This window comes from Pseudarthrobacter sp. TE3704, from assembly GCF_056279405.1.
This window is the reverse complement of record NZ_JBWCCJ010000001.1, coordinates 306402-325026: the sequence shown is the minus strand read 5'-3', so window position 1 is coordinate 325026 and position 18625 is coordinate 306402. Positions and strand designations below refer to the sequence as shown.

19 protein-coding genes are annotated in these 18625 nt (G+C 59.7%); 9 read left to right on the top strand and 10 right to left on the bottom strand.

Annotated elements, in window-relative coordinates:
• Nucleotides 1-131: 131 nt before the first annotated feature.
• Nucleotides 132-971, bottom strand: a complete 840-nt coding sequence (locus ACZ9BC_RS01585) for an alpha/beta fold hydrolase (protein ID WP_377204703.1) — start codon at nucleotides 969-971, stop codon at nucleotides 132-134.
• 167 nt (nucleotides 972-1138) lie between these two features.
• On the opposite strand from ACZ9BC_RS01585, the gene ACZ9BC_RS01580 reads away from it, so the two are divergent.
• Nucleotides 1139-1960, top strand: coding sequence for an IclR family transcriptional regulator (locus tag ACZ9BC_RS01580; RefSeq protein ID WP_377204704.1), 822 nt, complete (start codon nucleotides 1139-1141; stop codon nucleotides 1958-1960).
• Nucleotides 1961-2045: 85 nt separating this feature from the next.
• On the top strand, nucleotides 2046-2648 hold the full coding sequence (locus ACZ9BC_RS01575; protein WP_476244432.1) for a nuclear transport factor 2 family protein: 603 nt from the start codon (nucleotides 2046-2048) through the stop codon (nucleotides 2646-2648).
• 337 nt (nucleotides 2649-2985) lie between these two features.
• On the opposite strand, the gene ACZ9BC_RS01570 is transcribed toward ACZ9BC_RS01575, so the two are convergent.
• Both ACZ9BC_RS01570 and ACZ9BC_RS01565 read right to left on the bottom strand, forming a co-directional pair.
• A complete protein-coding gene (locus tag ACZ9BC_RS01570; protein ID WP_476244431.1) occupies nucleotides 2986-4143 on the bottom strand; it encodes an amidase in 1158 nt (385 codons plus the stop codon).
• Between the two features lie 74 nt (nucleotides 4144-4217).
• Nucleotides 4218-4487, bottom strand: a complete 270-nt coding sequence (locus ACZ9BC_RS01565) for a hypothetical protein (RefSeq protein WP_476244430.1) — start codon at nucleotides 4485-4487, stop codon at nucleotides 4218-4220.
• A gap of 127 nt (nucleotides 4488-4614) precedes the next feature.
• Between ACZ9BC_RS01565 and ACZ9BC_RS01560 the strand changes: the two genes are divergently transcribed.
• The 6 genes from ACZ9BC_RS01560 (at nucleotide 4615) to ACZ9BC_RS01535 (ending at nucleotide 10576) form a co-directional block, all read left to right on the top strand.
• Nucleotides 4615-5751, top strand: a complete 1137-nt coding sequence (locus tag ACZ9BC_RS01560; RefSeq protein WP_476244429.1) for an acyl-CoA dehydrogenase family protein — start codon at nucleotides 4615-4617, stop codon at nucleotides 5749-5751.
• Between the two features lie 48 nt (nucleotides 5752-5799).
• A complete protein-coding gene (locus tag ACZ9BC_RS01555; protein WP_476244428.1) occupies nucleotides 5800-7098 on the top strand; it encodes an aromatic ring-hydroxylating oxygenase subunit alpha in 1299 nt (432 codons plus the stop codon).
• Nucleotides 7091-7615 carry an aromatic-ring-hydroxylating dioxygenase subunit beta gene (locus ACZ9BC_RS01550; protein WP_142061215.1) on the top strand — a complete coding sequence of 175 codons (525 nt, stop codon included), beginning with the start codon at nucleotides 7091-7093 and terminating at the stop codon, nucleotides 7613-7615. The genes ACZ9BC_RS01555 and ACZ9BC_RS01550 overlap by 8 nt, the downstream gene beginning before the upstream one ends.
• Nucleotides 7612-8571 (top strand): PDR/VanB family oxidoreductase, encoded by a 960-nt coding sequence (locus ACZ9BC_RS01545; RefSeq protein WP_377204710.1) that lies wholly within the window; start codon nucleotides 7612-7614, stop codon nucleotides 8569-8571. The genes ACZ9BC_RS01550 and ACZ9BC_RS01545 overlap by 4 nt, the downstream gene beginning before the upstream one ends.
• A gap of 25 nt (nucleotides 8572-8596) precedes the next feature.
• On the top strand, nucleotides 8597-9802 hold the full coding sequence (locus tag ACZ9BC_RS01540; RefSeq protein ID WP_476244427.1) for a flavin reductase: 1206 nt from the start codon (nucleotides 8597-8599) through the stop codon (nucleotides 9800-9802).
• A gap of 249 nt (nucleotides 9803-10051) precedes the next feature.
• Nucleotides 10052-10576: a glutathione peroxidase gene (locus ACZ9BC_RS01535; protein ID WP_476244426.1), complete on the top strand. Its 525-nt coding sequence runs from the start codon at nucleotides 10052-10054 to the stop codon at nucleotides 10574-10576.
• A 905-nt stretch (nucleotides 10577-11481) separates the two neighbouring features.
• Here the strand turns inward: ACZ9BC_RS01535 and catC are convergent.
• The 6 genes from catC to ACZ9BC_RS01505 form a co-directional block, all read right to left on the bottom strand.
• Nucleotides 11482-11760, bottom strand: coding sequence for a muconolactone Delta-isomerase (catC, locus tag ACZ9BC_RS01530; RefSeq protein ID WP_142061347.1), 279 nt, complete (start codon nucleotides 11758-11760; stop codon nucleotides 11482-11484).
• Between the two features lie 16 nt (nucleotides 11761-11776).
• Nucleotides 11777-12880, bottom strand: a complete 1104-nt coding sequence (locus ACZ9BC_RS01525) for a mandelate racemase/muconate lactonizing enzyme family protein (RefSeq protein ID WP_476244425.1) — start codon at nucleotides 12878-12880, stop codon at nucleotides 11777-11779.
• 195 nt (nucleotides 12881-13075) lie between these two features.
• The gene (catA, locus tag ACZ9BC_RS01520; RefSeq protein ID WP_476244424.1) at nucleotides 13076-13924 is read right to left on the bottom strand and encodes a catechol 1,2-dioxygenase; all 849 of its coding nucleotides are present in this window, start codon (nucleotides 13922-13924) and stop codon (nucleotides 13076-13078) included.
• A gap of 211 nt (nucleotides 13925-14135) precedes the next feature.
• A complete protein-coding gene (locus tag ACZ9BC_RS01515) occupies nucleotides 14136-14855 on the bottom strand; it encodes an ABC transporter permease (protein ID WP_377204714.1) in 720 nt (239 codons plus the stop codon).
• Nucleotides 14856-14944: 89 nt separating this feature from the next.
• On the bottom strand, nucleotides 14945-15745 hold the full coding sequence (locus tag ACZ9BC_RS01510) for an ABC transporter ATP-binding protein (RefSeq protein WP_476244423.1): 801 nt from the start codon (nucleotides 15743-15745) through the stop codon (nucleotides 14945-14947).
• 32 nt (nucleotides 15746-15777) lie between these two features.
• Nucleotides 15778-16755, bottom strand: coding sequence for an ABC transporter substrate-binding protein (locus ACZ9BC_RS01505; protein ID WP_377204716.1), 978 nt, complete (start codon nucleotides 16753-16755; stop codon nucleotides 15778-15780).
• A gap of 233 nt (nucleotides 16756-16988) precedes the next feature.
• Between ACZ9BC_RS01505 and ACZ9BC_RS01500 the strand changes: the two genes are divergently transcribed.
• Nucleotides 16989-17969 (top strand): quinone oxidoreductase family protein, encoded by a 981-nt coding sequence (locus ACZ9BC_RS01500; protein WP_476244422.1) that lies wholly within the window; start codon nucleotides 16989-16991, stop codon nucleotides 17967-17969.
• Between the two features lie 206 nt (nucleotides 17970-18175).
• Here ACZ9BC_RS01500 and ACZ9BC_RS01495 read toward each other — a convergent pair whose 3' ends face one another.
• Nucleotides 18176-18556: a hypothetical protein gene (locus tag ACZ9BC_RS01495; RefSeq protein WP_476244421.1), complete on the bottom strand. Its 381-nt coding sequence runs from the start codon at nucleotides 18554-18556 to the stop codon at nucleotides 18176-18178.
• Nucleotides 18557-18625: the final 69 nt, after the last annotated feature.

The following is an 18625-nucleotide window of genomic DNA, read 5'->3' as shown; positions in this document are numbered from 1 at the left end:
GGACTTGTGCTCCCAAAAGACCGTTCGACGTGGTTGGCCGGCTTCTTCTCGCATCGCCGGCCCTCTTCATGGCTGGCACTTGGAGGTCATGGGCGGACCTTCGGCATCTTGGGGAAATTTCCCTGGTTGGGTCAAAGGGCTAAAGAATCGAGGAATTGCTCGATCACGGCAACCACTTCGGCGCTCTTTTGCTCCATGAGGGGGATGCGGCCACCTTCAACTTCCACGACCTGAACAGACTTTGAATTCGAATAGGCGGCCGCGATCTTGGAGGTGTGCGGGTAAGAGACGGGGTCTTCTGTGGGGGCGAGCAACAGGATTGGAGCGGTGACGAGCCCAACGCGGTTTTCCATGACATAGCGTGCGCAAGCACGGTGGCCCTCGGCTGGGTCGACGCCGGGCGCCAGCGCATCCCTGATGAAGCGATCGAGGAGGCCGGGCTGGCCCTCCGGGTAGAAGGAGTAGCGCTTCGCCCACAGTTGTTTGAGATGCTCACCGTCCTCCTGCCGGGTGACCACGTCTACCCCTTTGCTGGTGGACGTGCTTTCGCTCATTTGGCGGGTTGTGCGAAAAGACGAATCGGCGAAGGCCCCGGCTGATAGGACTGACGCGGAGACGCGGTCAGGCGAGGCGGCAGCGACCTCGGAGGCCACAAACATGCCTGTGTGATGACCGACTAGAGCGAAGCGCTTCAATTGAAGGGCGTCCGCGAGTGCGATCACGCCGGCGGCATATTGCTCAATGGTTTGAGGGCAGCCGGGCGCGGGTTTGGCGGACATGCCGAATCCGTACATGTCCATCGCTATTACCCTGCGTTTTGCCGCCAGCAGCGGGTGCACCTCCCGGAACTCATCAAGAGAGCGCGGCGTCTGGTGAAGCAGGATCACAGCTTCACCTTCACCGGCCTCGGCGTAATGCAACTGACCGAGTGGTGTCTCGGCGTACCCGTAGCGGAGCGTTACTTCGGACATGGGTTTCCCTTCAGCGATGTTTGCTGTCAAGCATCACCCTGCTCTCACTGCTCTACCCAGCGAGTGGTCCGCTCACCGAACCGCTCACGGGGGATCCGTGGTTAAATAATGGACAATCTGGATAGCGGCTCCGAACCGCTGCCTAACAATGGATTAGGAGAATGCAAGTGAGTACCGTGCAGCCAAACGTCCAGGCACCGGGACAACCGGACGACACTCAGCCCGACTCTGTACTCTCCAAGGCGCATCTGTTGCTGAGCGCGTTTAGGCAGGGTGTTTCTACGCTGGGGTTAACCGACCTTAGCCGCCGTTCAGGCGTCTCTAAAGCCAGCGCGCACCGCCTTGCTACGGAACTGGTGGAACTCGGCTATCTCACTCGGACTCTTGGCGGCTACCAATTGGGTTTGCAAGTGTTCGAATTGGGCCGGCTGGTTCCCGGCCCAGCGATCCTCCGCGATGTAGCGCGGCCGGCAATGCAGGATCTCCGGGTTGCGACTCGTGGAATCGTGCACCTGGCGGTCCCTGAGGGTGGGGAGTGTGTGTATCTCGACCGGATTGCCGGACGGAACGAAGTCGTGGTCATCAATTCCGTAGGGGATCGTGTGCCGTTTCATCTGACCGCGTCAGGTCGTATCTTCCTGGCGCACTCGCATCCTGACAGGATAGATCAGCTTGACACCGCCGGTCTGGCGGCACTCGGTGCGCGCAACCAAGCTGAGGCTACCGCTATATTGGCGGGGATTCGGACGCGTCGCTATGCGGAAGAGCGATCTACATGCTTCCGGGGGGCCAAGGCGCTGGCAGTTCCGATTGTCTACCCGGATTCGGAGCAGGTAGTTGCCGCAATCTCTGTCACTGTGCCTCTTGAGCGTCGTGACGAGCAGGATTTGTTGCGTGCCCTGTGGACAACGTCGAGCGATATCAGGGCAGGTCTTCTGCGGACGTTCGACCATGGCGTCGGGCCTCAGCCCATGAAAAACTTCCTCTAACTGTTAGGCGAATAAAATCAGAGGCTAATCCGGCTAGCGGACCAAGCACTTCAGCTCGGCACACATGAGCAGGGAGAGTTGTGGCATGGATAAAAAAGGCACCATGATCGACATCCTCGTCAAGCGCATCGAGAGCCTTGAGGCTGAAGCGGAAATCCGCCGGATACAGGCCCGCTACATGTTCCTCTGCGACACGCCATGTCCCGAGTTCGGCGTGGAAAGCGATCAGCAGCGTATCGAACTAATACTCGACCTGTACACCGAGGATGCGGTGTGGGAGGGGGTAGGCGAATACTACGAAAAACAGTTCGGCCGTTGCGTTGGGAAGGAAGAGCTGCGCGCTCATCTGAACCGGTTCTGGGCAAGCGACCAGGACCCGAAACTTATGCTGAACGCGCATTTTTTGACCTCGGAGCAGATCCACGTTCACGGTGACGAGGCCGACGGGCAGTGGATCCACTTTCAGCCGTGGCTCTTCGCAGACGGAAAGTCTTTGATCCGCAGCAGTCGACTCAACAACGCTTTCCGCAAGGTCGACGGCGCGTGGAAGATTGCCCGAACCCGCACAGAGAACGTCGCGATCGTCGACCTTCCGGAGTTCTTCGCCACGAGCTACCCTGGCACGTCCGTGCTTATGAAGCCTGCGGGAACGAACCAAAGCAACGAGCACGTCCAAGTAGGCGCATAACCATCATCGCCTGTACCGGAGCCGGGCGAAAAGCCGCCAAAGGCGCGGGCACAGCTCAGTAGCCCCAGATACTCCTGGTTCCGTCGAAGGTGAAGGCAGCTTGATCCAGAGATCGGGTAGCCTTCTCCAACCTTCCCGGCGACGACGGCGAGGTGTTCCGGCCGCGGACGGACGCCCTGATTCCGGCGCCCTTAATGGCAGTGCGCTGGCTGTCGACGGCAGAGCCGCCGCCCTGGCGTTGCTGCAGGGCCGAAGGCAGACGGAGTTCGACATGATGTCGTATTGGTGGTGAAGGGGTTCGCAGCGATGGCGCCAGGTTTGTCCGTAAAGGATGGGCCTAAAGGTGCTGCTCGGCCCATGCCGCTGCGAGCAGCGCCTGGATTTCGGTTGCGGCAACAACCTGGAATCCCAAGGGAAGGCCGCTGGCGTTGCGGAGGCCCGGGACGGCGACGGCAGCCAACCCCAAAGCCTGCCAAGCGCGGCTCAGGACGGGATCGCCGGTGACGTTGGTTCCGAGCGGCGCAGACCCAGGGGCGGCGGGACCGATAATGGCATCGTACTGCCCAAGTACACGGTCAACGATCCGGCGCGCGTCGGTCACCAATCGTCTTGCTTCCATGTAATCTGCCTCGGGCATCGAGGATCCGGTCGTGAGGAGGGTAGCAAGGGGTTCACTGAGCTGGTCGATGTGTTCAAGTTCCGCGGCGCGTTCCCGCGAAGCTTCATAAGCCATGACAACCCTGTGGGCGGCCGTCAGCTCGGCGATCAGCGCCTCATCCGGAAAGGGGTGGAGCTGTGCTCCATTGTCGGAGAACGAAGCGCACGCGGCGGACATGGCTGTATTCATCTCATCGGTGACCACCCCTAGCGGGTCGGCGGTCCAGAAGGCAATCCGTGGTGCCATCATTTTCCCCGGCAGATCTGGCTGCCCGCTGAGGGCCGACCACGCCAGTGCAAGGTCGGACGCAGTGGCGGCGAATATGCCATGTGCATCCAGGCTCGAGCTGAGACCGACCACGCCGGTGAGTGGAAACTGCCCATTTTTCATCACCAGTGAGGCCACGCCGCAGTATGACGCGGGTCGGGTGACCGATCCGGCGGTTTGTGATCCGATTGCGATCGGTACCTGGCCTGCAGCCACCGCCGCTGCAGAGCCGCTGGAGGATCCCCCTGGTGTGTGATCGAGATTGGCCGGATTCCGGGTGGGGCCGGGCTGAAAATAGGCAAACTCGGTAGTTACCGTCTTGCCCATCGGGATGGCCCCTGCTGACCGCCAGGCTTCGACGATCGCTGCGTCCTTCAGTGCCGGCTTGGCCGTTGTGCGCAGGACTGAGCCGCAGCGGGTGGGCATGCCTGCGAGATCGATAATGTCTTTCACCCCCATGGGGACACCTCGGAGCGGCCCGTCTCCGGTAATTGCGGGAGTCGGCACTAGATCGACCCAAGCCTGCACGGCGGAGTCAGTCTCACGGATGCGGTTCAGTGCCCGTTGCATTCCTTCTTCGGGACTTGTACGGTGCGCCGCCAAGTCCGCCACGAATTCTCGAAGGGACCACGGCTGCAGCAGGTTCACTCGTCACCCCAGGCTGCGTCCGCTTCCCAGTAGTCCATGCCATTGGCGCTCTTCCGGTGACGCCACTCCGAGGTCCGTAGGAGGGTGGGCTCAACGGTTGCTGTCACGTCGTCCGCAGCATCGGGACCGTCAGCCGGCACCCCCCAGTGAACCCAGTTCAGTTCGAGGCCGCCTGCCTCCCGCACGAAAAGGTCAACATGTTTCCACCCGTAGCCGTAAGTGTCGTTGTAGCAAGTGAGGGTCATATGAGATCGCGGATCAGCCATAGACCTATGCCATCGCAAATCTGTTTACTGCACGAGCCAGCGGTTCGCTCAGCGGTCCAACCCCTGCGCTTGCCCGGCCCTGATGCCTAACCATGGGGTTATCAGATTGCGAACGAGGAGGACCACCATGGACAGCATGCGTACATCGTCGAAGGAGGAGATGTGGGTTGCGGTTCTTGCAGAGCTCGCAGAGCGTCGTCAGGAATTCCACGTTCTTGGCTACGTGCCACGCGATTTCATCGAGAAGTTTTTTCCGCTGGGGCTCTACCGCGCCGCGACTCCAATACAATTCGGCGGGGTCGTTATGCCTCCTGCGGACTTCCTGAGGAGCATCGAACGCATAGGCCGGATTGACGGCTCTACTGCCTGGGTCGTGGCGTTTGCGTCGAGCAACACCTATTGCGGGGCCCTTCCGCTCGAAACGCAGGCCGAAATCTACAAGAACGGCCCTGACGTTGTCTTCACCGGCGGCCTGTTCCCCATGCAGAAGGCTGAACGCACTCCTGCAGGTTTCCGGGCCACTGGTCGCTGGAAATTTGCCAGCGGATCCATGGCTGCGGACTACATCAGCGTAGGGCTGCTTGACGATTCCGCGGGGGGCAAACCTCGAGCTGCGGTGCTTCCCGCCGACAAAGTCAAAATCGTTCAGGACTGGGACGTGAGCGGAATGCGTGCCTCCGGCTCGTTTGACACCGTCGTCGAAGACCTTGAGATTCCCCTGGAATGGACCTTCATCCGCGGGGGCGAGTCACTCATTGACGAGCCGCTTTTCCATTACCCGTTAATCGGATACCAGGCTCAATGCCATGCGGCCATTGGTCTCGGAGTCGCCCAGGGTGCTCTTGATTACGCACAGTCTGCGGGCTCATACCGGGGAATCACAGGGGCCCCCCCGGTAGGGGAACGCGCCTACTATCGCGTCGAGTTCGCTAAGGCATTCGTTGCTCTCCAATCGGCACGTTCCTACCTCCTTGATGTGGCGGAGGAAGTGTGGGAAACGGTGAGCAAAGGGCAGGAAGTGACCGACGATCAGAAGGCCCGCATCCGGCTTAGCGCCGTCAACGTGTCCGATACCGCGAGCCAGGTGGTGCACGACGTAGCGAAGGTCTCCGGCGCTGCAGTCATCAACAACTCGCATCCACTGCACCCGATACGGATGGATGCCCAAGTCCCGCAGCTGCACGCATCACTCAGCCAGCACATGTACGACGACGCAGGCGCCGTACTACTGGGTTTGCAGGCGACCACTCCCGGATTCCTGTGACATCAAATCCTGTTGCCCACCACCCATCAACACTGGAGCACTAAGACCATGACCATTGAATTCACCTCTGAGAACATTCATGACGTACATCCAGCAGACCTTGTCCAGGCTGACCGTGTGGCCGCACGGGTCTATACCGACCCGGAAATCTTTGAACTCGAGATGAAAAACATCTTCGAGAAGACTTGGATCTGGGTCGCGCATGAGAGCGAGCTTCCCAGTCCCGGCAGCTTCAAATCGACTTACGTCGGCCGGAACCCGGTCATCGTCACCCGGGACCGCAAGGGGACCTTCAACACTTTGGTCAACCGGTGCCGCCACCGTGGCGCCAGCCTCTGCGAACAGCGCACAGGAAAGTCCAATGGATTCACCTGTCCCTACCACGCCTGGTCTTACGGCCTTGACGGAAAGCTTCGTGGCATCCCATACCCCGAGGGATACGAGGGAGTTATCAGGAAGGAGGAGATGAGCCTGCAGAAGCTCCGTACCGAGAGCTACCGCGGCATCATCTTTGCGACATTCAATGCCGAAGCAGAGCCCCTCGAGGAGTTCCTCGGCGACGCCAAGGTCTGGATAGACCGCTTCCTGCAACAGGGCGGCGACTACCCGATCAAGGTCATTGGAACCCACCGCTTCAAATACAGCGGCAACTGGAAGATCCAGCTGGAGAACACGAGCGACGGATACCATTTCCCCATCGTGCACCGATCCTGGATGGCCACGGTTGACGCGGAAACAGCCAACATGCTCAGTTTCATGACCGACCCCGCATCGACATGCCACGACCTGGGAAATGGCCACTCCGTCATGCACATGGTGCCCGAGCACATGGATCTGAGCGCTGATGACGGGACCGAACCGCTCCAACCGCGCTTTGACGACCTGGTCGCCGAACTGAAAGCGGCCGGCGTTGACGACGGTCAGATTCGAAAACAAGTACACGCCATGCACGGCACAGGTTCGAACCTCGTTCTCTTTCCCAACATCGGGCTCTCTTCCGCGTTTTTCCGCGTGCTGCGGCCAATCAGCGCGAACGAGACGATCATCGAACACCTTGCCATCGGCCCTGACGCGCCACCTGAAATCGCCGGTCCGGTGAGTCGTGAACGGCTGCGCGTCCACGAACATTTCCAGGGCCCGTTTGGCTTCGGTACCCCCGATGATGCGGAGGGCTGGGACCGTGTGCAGCGAGGAGCGCAAGCATCTCCGGAGATGCCGATCTTGGTCAACCGAGGGCTGAACCGTGAGGTCAGCACTTCCGAAGGCTGGCCCACCTCACACAGCACCGACGAAACCGGCATGCGAGCCGCCTACCAGATGTGGAAGAAGATGATGAGCAATGACTGAAGCCGTAACAATTTCAACCCCGCTTAACACCCCAATCGACGACGCCCGGGTCGTACGGGCGATCCAGCTGATTTGGCGCGAAGCCGACCTGCTTGACCGCAAGGATTACATCACCTGGAACGAGCTGTACGCCGACGAAGGCATCTACGTCATCCCCGTGGATTCAGAGACTGATGATTTCGACAACAACCTCAACATGGTTTATGACGATGCCCGCATGCGAGCTCTCCGTGTGCAGCGTCTGGTGGAGGGTTATGCGATTTCAGCAGTGGACTCGGCGCGGACAGTTCGTACGGTGTCGAGGTTCGTCCCCGGGGAGGTAAGCGAAGATATCGTTTCCCTTCGCGCCGGCCAGGTGCTGGTGGCACACAAGCGGGGCAACTATGACCTGTGGGCCGCCGATGTCGACTACGTTATCCGGCTGGGCCAGACTCCCGTTGATGACCGCATCGTCCGCAAAGCCATCCGCCTTATCGACGCCGGGGACGTGGTGCCGGCTGCCGGATTCCTCCTATGAGGGACGTACTGGTGGTTGAGGTCGCGGAGATCCTCCACGAAGCGGAGGAGATCCGCTCACTGCGGTTGAAAAAGCTCAACGGGGCTCCCTTTACGGCCTTTGAAGCCGGGGCCCATGTCGACGTCGCCGGCCCGACCGGGATTGTGCGCCAATACTCGCTGGCCTCCGACCCTCGCGACTCCTCTTCAATCATGATCGCCATCAAGCGCGAGTCAGCTTCGCGAGGCGGGTCCGAGGCGCTGCACCAACTTCGGGTAGGCGATCACCTCAGGATTGGCAAGCCCCGGAATCTGCTCTCGATCGCCCCCAACGCTGACCGCCACCTGCTCGTTGCAGGGGGCATCGGCGTCACTCCCCTACTCAGCATGTCCTATGAGTTGCACAGCCGCGGCGAAGAGTTTGCCCTCCACTACTTTGCACGGTCAAGGGACCAGCTTGCATTCGCAGACTTCCTGGAGAACCGTGCGGAGTTCCGTGACCGAGTCACGATTCACCTCGGCACTCCGCGCACGCAGCTTCCTGCAACGCTGTCCTCTATAGGGGAAGGCCTCACGGGATCCAGCCACGTGTACACGTGTGGCCCCACCGGCTTCATGGCCAAGGTGGCCGAAACCTTCACTCCGGTGGTCGGCACCGACCACGTCCACATCGAACACTTCGCTGCTGAGGAGACTGAAACTTCGAGCAACCGGGCCTTCGATGTCCAACTCGATACTGGTGAGTCCTTTGAAATACCGGCGGATCGTTCGATTCTGTCTGTCCTTGAGGAAAACGGGATCGAAGTTTTCAAGTCGTGCGAAGAAGGTGTCTGCGGATCGTGCGTATCCGGGCTGCTGGAAGGAGTTCCCGACCACCGCGACCACTGTCTTTCCGAGGCGGATAAAGCGGCGGGGAAGGACATTGCGCTCTGCGTCTCCCGCGCACTGTCGGACAAGCTTGTCATCGAACTCTATTAAGCCTGAACAAAGAAGGACAGTCAGAATGCGCAGCCAGAAAGAGCGGACAGATACTCCTCCAAGGGATCACCCGGAGCGGAAGTCACAGTGGCGTCAGGTTCTCGGAAAGTACCCCACCGGCGTCACGATCATCACAACGGTCGATGAGGCCGGACAACCAGTCGGGATGATTGTCGGGACGTTTACGTCGGTCTCCGTAGATCCTCCACTGGTCGGTTTCCTGCCTCAAAAAACCTCATTTACCTATGCCAAAATTGAGAGTGCTGGTCGCTTCCGCGCGTCGGTCCTCGGGGCCGGACATGAAGAGCTGTGCCGCGCATTTTTCCGCGCGGCACCCAATGACCGTTTTGCCGGCGAGGGGTGGGAATTCGACGAGGGCGGCATCCCCAGGCTGAAGGACGCTGTTGCCTGGTTTGACGCCACCGTCCACAACATCCACCCTGCCGGTGACCACGTGATGGTTCTTGGCGAGGTAACGGACTTCGGGCTGGGTCCTCGAACAGGTGGACTGCCATTGGTCTTCCTCAACGGCGGGTATGGTTCATTCACGATCCCCCGGCAGGATTTCAACCTCGACAACCTGGGCGGCCAGTTGCGCCTCGCGACAAGCCTCGGGGATGAGGTTGAGGAGTTATCTCACAGCTTGGGACTGGAGTGCTCCATCTCAACGGTAGTTCAGGACACTGTGGTCGTGCTGACGGCATCTGATAGCCGATCACCGTACGTCGGCACTTACTTTCCCTTCGTCGCTCCAATCGATCCCGGCTTCGCGGCCTGGTCGACGCCCGCACTGCACCGCACGTGGACCGAAGGCTCCCGACATCTGAGAGGGCGGGTAGATGCGGCGCTGATCGAGGAAATCCTGACGCTCGTGCGGAAAAACGGCTATGCAATTTCCTTTGGACATACGAGAAGTGAGCAATTCAGCGCAGCCTTTTCGTCAGCTAAAGGCGACTGGGGCACGCTTTCGCCCGTTTGGGATTCCCTCGTGTCCGCCTATGAGGAATACTGCCGGCACCCCGAACCTGCAGCCCATGCAACCCTGATCCAGGTACCAGTCTTTGGACAAGACCAATGCGTGGCCTTCGAAATCGTGGTGAGCGGATTCGGACCTGGCGCCACCAGGGAACGCTTCCGGGAAATCGTATCGCGCACCCTTGATTGCGCAGTCCGGCTAACGGATAAGATCGGCGGGCGCGCCCCTAGCGATTACTCTATCCAGTTGCCCTAAAGGCAGTGAACCGACAAGCACAGGCCCCGTCCGCACCAATACGGCGGCTTTCCACTAGACCTTAGAGTCAAGGCAGTCGCTAGTGCCGGGCAGGTTTCGGGGTCATCGTGCTCCTGGTAAACGAATGCTTGCCTGCCCACACCCCGCTCCTTCCCACGCGCGGGTTGCCGGAGCTGCTCAACGCCATGTGGACGTGGTGGCCACAGACCTTCACTCCACTTTCAGACGAACGATTTGCGAGGAAGCACCATGACCGCTCTGCACTCCATTCCCCTGACCCTCATCGACGGATCGGCCACTGATTTCGGCCGCTTCAAGGGCGAGGTGGTGCTGGTGGTAAACGTCGCCTCCCGGTGTGGTTTCACCCCGCAGTACGCCGGGATGGAGGCGCTGCACAACAAGTTCCGGGAGCAGGGCTTCACTGTCCTTGGAGTTCCTTGTAACCAGTTTGCCGGGCAGGAACCGGCCGCCGACACCGAAATCGCCGAATTCTGCGAACGCAACTTCGGTGTGACGTTTCCGCTGACCACCAAGGCCGATGTCCATGGCGGGAATCAGCACCCGCTCTATGCTGAGCTGACAAAATTCCGGTCCACTGGAATCCCGGAGCAGGTGCAATGGAACTTTGAGAAGTTTCTGGTCACTCGCGACGGGGCCGTCGCGGCACGTTTTGCCTCCGCTGTGGCACCGGATTCCCCCGAGATCATCGAAGCTGTCCAGGCCGCCTTGAACGAGCCAGGGCAGAACCCCAGTGCAGGCTCCTATAGCTCTTGAGGAAAGAACCCGCATCCGGCGGCGAGACTCGCGGCGTTCCATTATGAGCCTCTACGAAGGCCTCACTTGGAACGGGTAAAGGTTCCCCGGGCACGGGCTACGCCCCCTTCTCACGCCGGCCTGAAACTGTGGACGTGGATGGGCCCAGCAGCAGCACCGGGAGGGCTCCCAAAACGCAGGCAAAACAGTCCGTTAGGAAACTCGTCAAGCAATCACGTGGGTAATGAACCGGTACCGGCCGGGGTCAACGATGAGCAGCTGTAGTAAAAGCAAAAACAATGGGGGACCCCGGCTGCATCGGGTTCTCCCGCGCTGTATTAATTGTCGGTTCGGCCAGCTCCCCTCCACGTGGTGTTAGATCCGGACCCAAAGAGCGTCAGAACAGGGCCCATCACCATTCCAGGGCCCTGTCAAAGCCCAGACGCAGATCACGCACAGAGGCGCCAATGTTGCCCGCCTTCACGAGGAAGTAGTGGATGCTTCGTGCCGTCGTTCTCCCCGGTGGTGCCAAGGGCACCCTGGTTTCCGTCTCCGGGACCGAATCCGCCAAAGTGCGGCCCCTCTATCAGGGCGAATCCCATTCGCTTGTATGTGCAGTAGGCGACGGAGCGGTCCCGGATCTCTATGGGGGAACCACGGGTTTAGATGGTTTCTCCAACTCGGCAGGGCGTCCAAGGCATGCAACAGACAGTTGTGTGAAGGTTTACCGCACCCGGCGACGACGAGCGGGGAGCGACCATCCGGCAAGAGTCGGGGTATGTGGCTGCTGCCGAGCTCTGGTCGGCACACAGATAACTGAGGGAGCACCAGCCGCTGCTCTACCGGAAAAGGAAATCCGCTTTCGGGGTGATCTGGCTGCCTCACTTCGGCCAGGCCTAACCTGACTGATGTGGGTAGGCTCCGGCCTATTTGACGTCCGAGGGGTGCTTTGCGAGCGGCACCACCGTGATGTCCATATAGGGGAACAGCGGAAGATTTTGCAGGACCTCGTGGAGTTCATCGTTCGAATCGACGTCGAAGATGGAGTAGTTGGCGTACTCCCCCACTACGCGCCAGATTTCCGGCCACTTGCCGGTGCGCTGCAGATCCTGGGAATAGGCCTTTTCCCGGGCCTTGACTTCGGCGGCTTCGGCCGGCGCCAGGTTCTCGGGCAGTTTGACGTCCATGTGGACCAGGTACTTCATGGTGTCCTCCCAATGGTTAGCGGTCAGTGCGGTAATGGTCCAGCTTGTCCTCGTCAATGGCAGTGCCTACGCCCGGTTCCTCAGGAACGCGGATGCGTCCGCCGGTGATGGCCAACGGCTCGGCCAGAAGATCGTCGGACATGTCCAGGTAGTTGGACAGTTCTGCTGCGCGCTTTGCCGTATGCGCGAAGGCTGCGCCGAAGGCAACGGACGCGACCGTACCCACTTGGGTGTCGATCTGGTTGCCAATGTAGACATCGATACCCATGCCCTCAGCCATCCCAACGATCTTGGCTGCCTCCGTAAACCCGGACCGGGCTGTCTTCACTGCCAGGAGGTTTGCGCCGCCGGTCAGGATTTCCCGCGCTGCTTCACCGAGGTTGGCAGCGGATTCATCGGCAGCGATGGGAATGGGAGCATTTTCCACAAGGCGACGGCGGCCCAGTACCTCGCGGGCGTCGTCGGGTTCCTCGAGGAACTGCAGGCCCAGATCGGCCGTGCGCCGCAATACCTCTGCCGCCTCGTTGGCGGACCAGCCACGGTTGGCGTCCATGTAGAGCTCGGCGTCCGCGCCGAGCCCTTCCCGCAGGGCCCGGGCGGCTTCGATGTCAAGGTGCAGCGGGTGGCGTCCGGTCTTGAGCTTGAACGTATTGATGCCATATGTGCCACGGAATTCCAGGGCCAATGCCAGCAGCTCCTCCGCCGGTTTGAAGCCGAGCATGTGCGAGACCCGCAACGAGTCGGAGTAGCCGCCCAGGAGTTTCGTCACTGGATGTCCAAGGGTTTTGCCGATGGCGTCCCAGACTGCGATATCGACGGCGCCCTTGGCTGTCTGGTTGTGCACCGTCCGGTGAAGGATGGCCTGGATCTTTTCACGGTCGAAAATGTCCACGCCGACCAGCTGGGGGGCAAAAACATCTTCCACGATGGCAACGATGGATTTTTGCGTCTCACCATACGTGTAGGGGCGCGGCGGGGTGTCCGCGGTGCCCACTGCCCCGTCGTCCGTGCGCAGCCGGATCAGGACATGGTCTGCCTCGTGCACGGAACCGGATGCGAAGTGCAGCGGTTGGAGGTACGGGATTGAGTAGGGTATCGCCTCGATGGATGCGATCTTCATAGTTCGGGAAGCCTTTCGTCAGGCAACGGGTCTAGACCCGGCAGGCGAAAACGGGTCCGCCACGGGATCGGCGTCTTGGGGAAACCACTTTCGCGGAGACCAGAGAAGCCCCGTTCCGCGGGTACGACAAGGTGAAGCCTCGCGAGCAATCGGAGGCTTCACCTTGTCAGGAGCGTTTTGGTCGTCCCCTGTCTTTCAGTCCTCGGGGTCGAGGATGAAGTTGTAGGTCACTTCGCGGCCGTTTCCTCCAGCGCGTTCCGTGGGCACAAGGATCAGTTCGGGCTTTACGGCCGCAGCGATGTCGTCATCAACATGTTGATCACCTTGGAAGTACAGCTGTGTGGTGATGAGCTGGTGTCCTGGCGCCGAAACCTTTACGTGGAGGTGGGCTGGGCGCCACGCATGCCAGCCCGCTGCTGAAATGAGTGCTCCGCAGGCGCCGTCGGTGGGAATCTGGTAGGGCGCCGGCTGAACAGTGTTGATCTGAAAGTTGCCCTGTTCATCCGCAACGATGGAGCCGCGGAGGTTCCATTCCGGCAGGCCGGGGGCGAACTGTGAGTAGAAGCCGCGGTCATCGGCATGCCACAATTCGATCAGGGCACCGAGGAGCGGTTCGCCGGCCGTATTGCGGACCTGTCCCTGAAACAGCAGCGCCGTGCCCGGCTCGTCTTCTCGCATCGGAAGGGTTGCCGGTGTGCGCTGGGCCGGTGCGTTGGGAATGTAGTAAGGGCCCTCGATAGTGCCCTTCGAGCCGCGGCGATTGGCGTTGGCTACTTCCTCCACGGAATGCTCGACCCAGACATCCAGGAACAGCGGCCACTCGCCGTCTTCTCCAACCTGGATGAGCCAAGCCTTGAGTGCGTTGTACTCGTCGTAGCTCACCTTTTCCTCGGCCACGGTTTCGTTGATCGCTTTGATGACGCGTCCTGCGAGAGTAGCGACGCGTTTCTGGCTTGCGTCGGCCGCGAACTTCTTATTTTCTCTGAAGCGCGCGGTTGCTCCAGCCCCCGAAGCTGCTGCAGTCGCCTGGGTTTCGATCGTCATACTGACTCCTTTGTCACTGCACGCCCTGCGTGCCTTTTTCGATGCCAGCCAGCATTTTTGGCAGGCAGATAGAGGTTCGGTTAATTGCGCACTGACACACTGCGCGATTGAATCAGCGCGCGGAAGCGGGACTACTTGGATGTTACGGAATGCCCGCCCCGCAGCGCTGACTGACTTGATCTACAGCAAACACAACCACATGGCAGAGTTGTTAGATCTTCGCCTTGTACTTAGCGAGAGGATTTACCAGCAACCGCAGGGCACGGTCGAAGAAGAATCCCATGATTCCAAGAGTGATGATGCCGACAAATGTCCAATCGATGCGTCCATAGTTGCGGGAGGTCCATATCAGGACTCCGAGCCCTTGATCGGCAGCAACCATCTCTGCAGACACGATTGTCAGGAAGCTGTTTCCCAGCGCCAGACGTGCGCCGGTAACGATATGGGGAACAGCGGACGGAAGGACAATGGAATAGAGCGTCTGGAAACGGCTAGCACCCAAACTCGATGCCGCCCGGAGTTTCGTCTCATCCGTTGCTACTGCGCCAGCCATTGTATTAATAACCACAACAAATACTGAAGTATAAAAAATCAGGACAATCTGAGACATGTCGCCGAGCCCGAACCAAACGACCGCAAGCGTCACGAAGGCGATCGGCGGAATAAAGCGGAAGAACTCGATATAAGGCTCAGCGAATTCGCGGATTATTCTCACGCGCCCCATAAGCAGCCCCAGTGGGGCGCCAACGGTGACACCAAGCAACCATCCGAGGATAATCCGGTAGCTTGAAGCGGTGATAGCCTCCCAGAGCGACCCATCATTGATGAGTCCCAAAGCCGCTTCTGCAGTCTGCCCAGGGGACGCAACCAGAGCGGGCCCGAACTGCAGAGACAAAAGCTGCCAAATGACCAACCCAGCCAAGATAGACATACAAGGGACTGCAGCCTTACGAAATGGAGAAGCGTACCGCGCCCCTGGGCGTGTGGCCGGCGTAGTTCGTCGGGCCGCCTGTACCTGTGTCATGAATTCTCCTTAGCGAGCCCCTGGTTACGGAGGGCTGTTCGCACTTCTTCGCCGATATCAGAGCGCAGTTTCTTGTGCAACTCGATGGCCCCTGCGGAGGTCTCGTCCCTAGGGCGGGGAAGATCTACCTCGTAGCTCGACTTAATTCGCGCTTTCGGTCCCGCAGTCATAACCAGGATCCGATCGGCGAGCAAAATTGCCTCGTCAATATCGTGGGTGACAAAGACTATGGTGCAGCCGCTTTTTTGCCATATACGGTCCAATTCGGTCTGCATTATGTGGCGCGTCTGGGCGTCCAAGGCGCCGAAGGGTTCATCCATGAGGACCACCCGTGGTTCGTTGGCGAGGACGCGGGCGATCTGCGCTCTTTGGCGCATCCCTCCGGAAAGCTGGGAGGGAAATTTATTTGCTGCCCCCGTCAAACCGACCAACTCGAGGTGCCGATCTGATATTCGACGTCGTTCCGAAGAACTCACGCCCCGCATCTTGGCACCGTACTCTATATTTTGCCGGACGGTCAGCCAATCGAATAGGGCCTCGGTCCCCTGAAAGACCATGCCGGTTTCAGGGCTTGGGCCATGAACTGGTTCGCCGTCAATGAGGAGCGAACCGCCCTTGATCTTTTCAAAACCGGCAACCGCGGTAATGAGCGTCGACTTCCCGCATCCACTTGGACCGAGAAGGCAGATAAACTCGCCCGGCCCCGCCGCAAAATCAACACCGTCAACCACCAGGAAGTCTCCGAAGCCTATTTGGACTCCTTCGGCGGCAAGGGCCGCTCCTGCCTTCGTCGGCATGGGTTCTGTTTTAAGCATCATACTGACCTCAATCACTTCACATTTTCCGAATACCAAGACGGGATGAAGATCGTCTTAAGCGCTGGCGCCTGTTTCAGGGTTCCGGCCTTGACGAAGAACTCTGCCTGCTGTGCTATTGCGCTGTAATCTGACTCTTCGTAGGCCCGGGCGCCGTAGTTCACAAGCGCCATATCCTTTGCGCTCTGGTTTTGATCGCCCCCAGTGGCTTTAGCAATAGCCGCAGAGGCCTTCTCAGGGTCACTCTGGACAAAATCGGAAGCCTGTTGCAGGACCTTCGCAATCGTCGCCACTTGGCTTGCGTTCTGGTCAATCCACTCCTGGTTGCCTGCCAGGACCTGCATGATTGGCTGATCGAAGGATCCGGTGTCCTGTAGGACTGTCAGTCCCAGCGCCACTCCTCGACTAGGCCAGGGCTCCCAGAGCACGAACGCGTCCACGTCGCCTTTCTGAGCCAGACTGGGAAGGGTCGCCGGGTCACTGGAAACGAACTTAACGCTCGCGGGATCTATGCCCTCGGATTTCAAATAAGTGTGGGCGAGAAAAGTACTCAACCCTGGAACCACGCCAAAGGTTTTGATATCAGCGGCCGCCTTGATGGTCGGCCGCGCCACCACCTTGGTGTAGGACCCCGACTCCATATACACAAAGGGGGCGCGCAAATCGGGGTTTTCTGCTGCAACCGTAAGAAGTGTCGTCGGACTGGAGCCCGCGAGCTGGACCTCTTTCCCGGCAATTGCTTGGATGGCATCGCCGCCGGCGGCGAATTTCCTGATCTTGACGTTCAGGCCTGCCTCCTTGAAGAGGCCCTGGGCGTCAGCCACGAAAAACAGCCCGTAGGTGGCATCGGCACCTACGCCGATAGTAACTTGGTTATTCGATCCGGATGTGCCAGTACCAGCCCCATCCGCACTACTGGCGCACCCGGCAAGCATGAATATGGCAAGAACGCCAAAGAGCATCTTTGGCATCCAACGGTGACGTCTCTGCATGGGTTTAATTCCTTTGTTGGGCCAGCCCGGCACCGACCTGAGCGGGGCATACGAATCAAGGTCCTCCTCAACCCCGGGGGAACTCAACACAGAGGTTCGCTCAGCGGACCATACAGCTGGGCCGGACACTTTGTGACGCGGATAACCGCTCAAAGGCAAATAATGGCAGTCATCCGGCTGCGGTCCGATCACTGAACCGAAGCGTCCAATCCTTCAGCCGGAAGGTGCAGGCTATGAGAACCCTTACTTTTAGCTTGAGAGGCTCCATCATGCGCGCCGCCCTGATTCACGAGTGGAACACTCCCCCACTCATTAGTGATGTTGCCGAACCACGGCGACTTCCCGGCGAGACTCTCGTCCAAATTGATGCTGCGGCGGTAGGCCACCTTGACATCACTGTGGCAAGCGGAGAGTTCACCCTGCAACCGCCACTGCCCTACGTCCCAGGCGTGGAGGGATCAGGCACCGTGCTTGAATCGGACACGTTCGAACCGGGAACTCAAGTGATTCTCCGTGACGGAACGATAGGTGTGGACCGCGACGGCACCTGGCGCGAGAAGGCCGCAGTTCCTGATGCTGCGCTGACTCCACTCAGGATTCGCGTAGATCCGAGCGTTGCGGCGACCTTCTTTGTCCCGACTGCGACTGCTTACATCGCCTTGTACGACCTCGGCGGCCTCGCGAAAGGACAGACGGTCATCGTTTCTGGCGCTACCGGCGCAGTGGGCTCAATGGCCGTCCAGCTCGCGCTTGAAGCGGGAGCAAATGTTATCGCACTCGTCTCGCGGTCCTCACGTCTGGCGCACCTGCCCGCAGGGGTTCGTGGGATCGCAGCTGATGATGCGGCAGCGTTCGCCCTTCTCGCGGCAGAACGACCTGCCGACCTGCTCGTGGACACCATCGGCGGTTCCGGCCTGAGCCAACGAATCAAGTGCGTCAAGCCCGGAGGAAAGGCAATTTGCGTGGGATACACAGCTGGCGCGAAATTTACTATTGATCTACCAAACTGGTTAGTCACGGACGTCACCATCTCGCCTCTGAGTCTGATAAGCAGGCAAGCACGCGCCAAGGAAGTGACAGCGCAACTGTTACCCAAGATCGCCGAAGGAACCATCCGCGTCGAATTCACCGAGTTTCCGTTCGAACAGACAGCAGACGCACTCCACCTGCTCCTGAACAGGGACATTCGTGGACGCGCTGTAATCCGCTTTTAACCATGGGCCCGCCTGCTATCCCCGGTACCGGTACTTACCATCCGAAATCCACCTACTCCAACACCGCTTTCCGTAGGAGCCCTAACTTGAAAGGAAGCGAGCCATTGTTGGACCTGCCAAAATTCCTTGCCCTCTTGTTCGATCAGCAGACCCTGGACTTCGCGGCCTGGGAGAAGGAACTCTCACGCAGCAGGGTCACGCTTACATCATCGGCATGGGCTGGCTGGTATGAGGAAGACTTTTAGCACAACTTCTGCCGTCCAGCCTTTTCGTGGGGGAAACACCGAATCGACGAAGCGTTTGCCTCCCCGCTCACAGGCAGGGTGGCTTATGACTTGGACCGTCCCGTAACTGCGGCGCGCATTGACAGCCGGGGCCGGATCATCCTCGACCTCAAGCATGGTGAGGGTGTCTTGGGCGATGCCACCTTGGATTTCATCGAGGATGCCCTCCGCAACGTCATGCTTGACCTTGAATACACCATCACGCAGGTCCAGCCGCTCCCCCAGCACGGAAAGGGCGCACGGGGAATCGAGTCTTTCATCCAGGGCGCACTCCGGAGCCCCGAAGTTGATGCCTTCACCCACCACGTATCAGCGCGCTCGGGCACCAACTATCGTCTTTTCACCCCCCGGAACCGGGGACGGTCCCAAGCC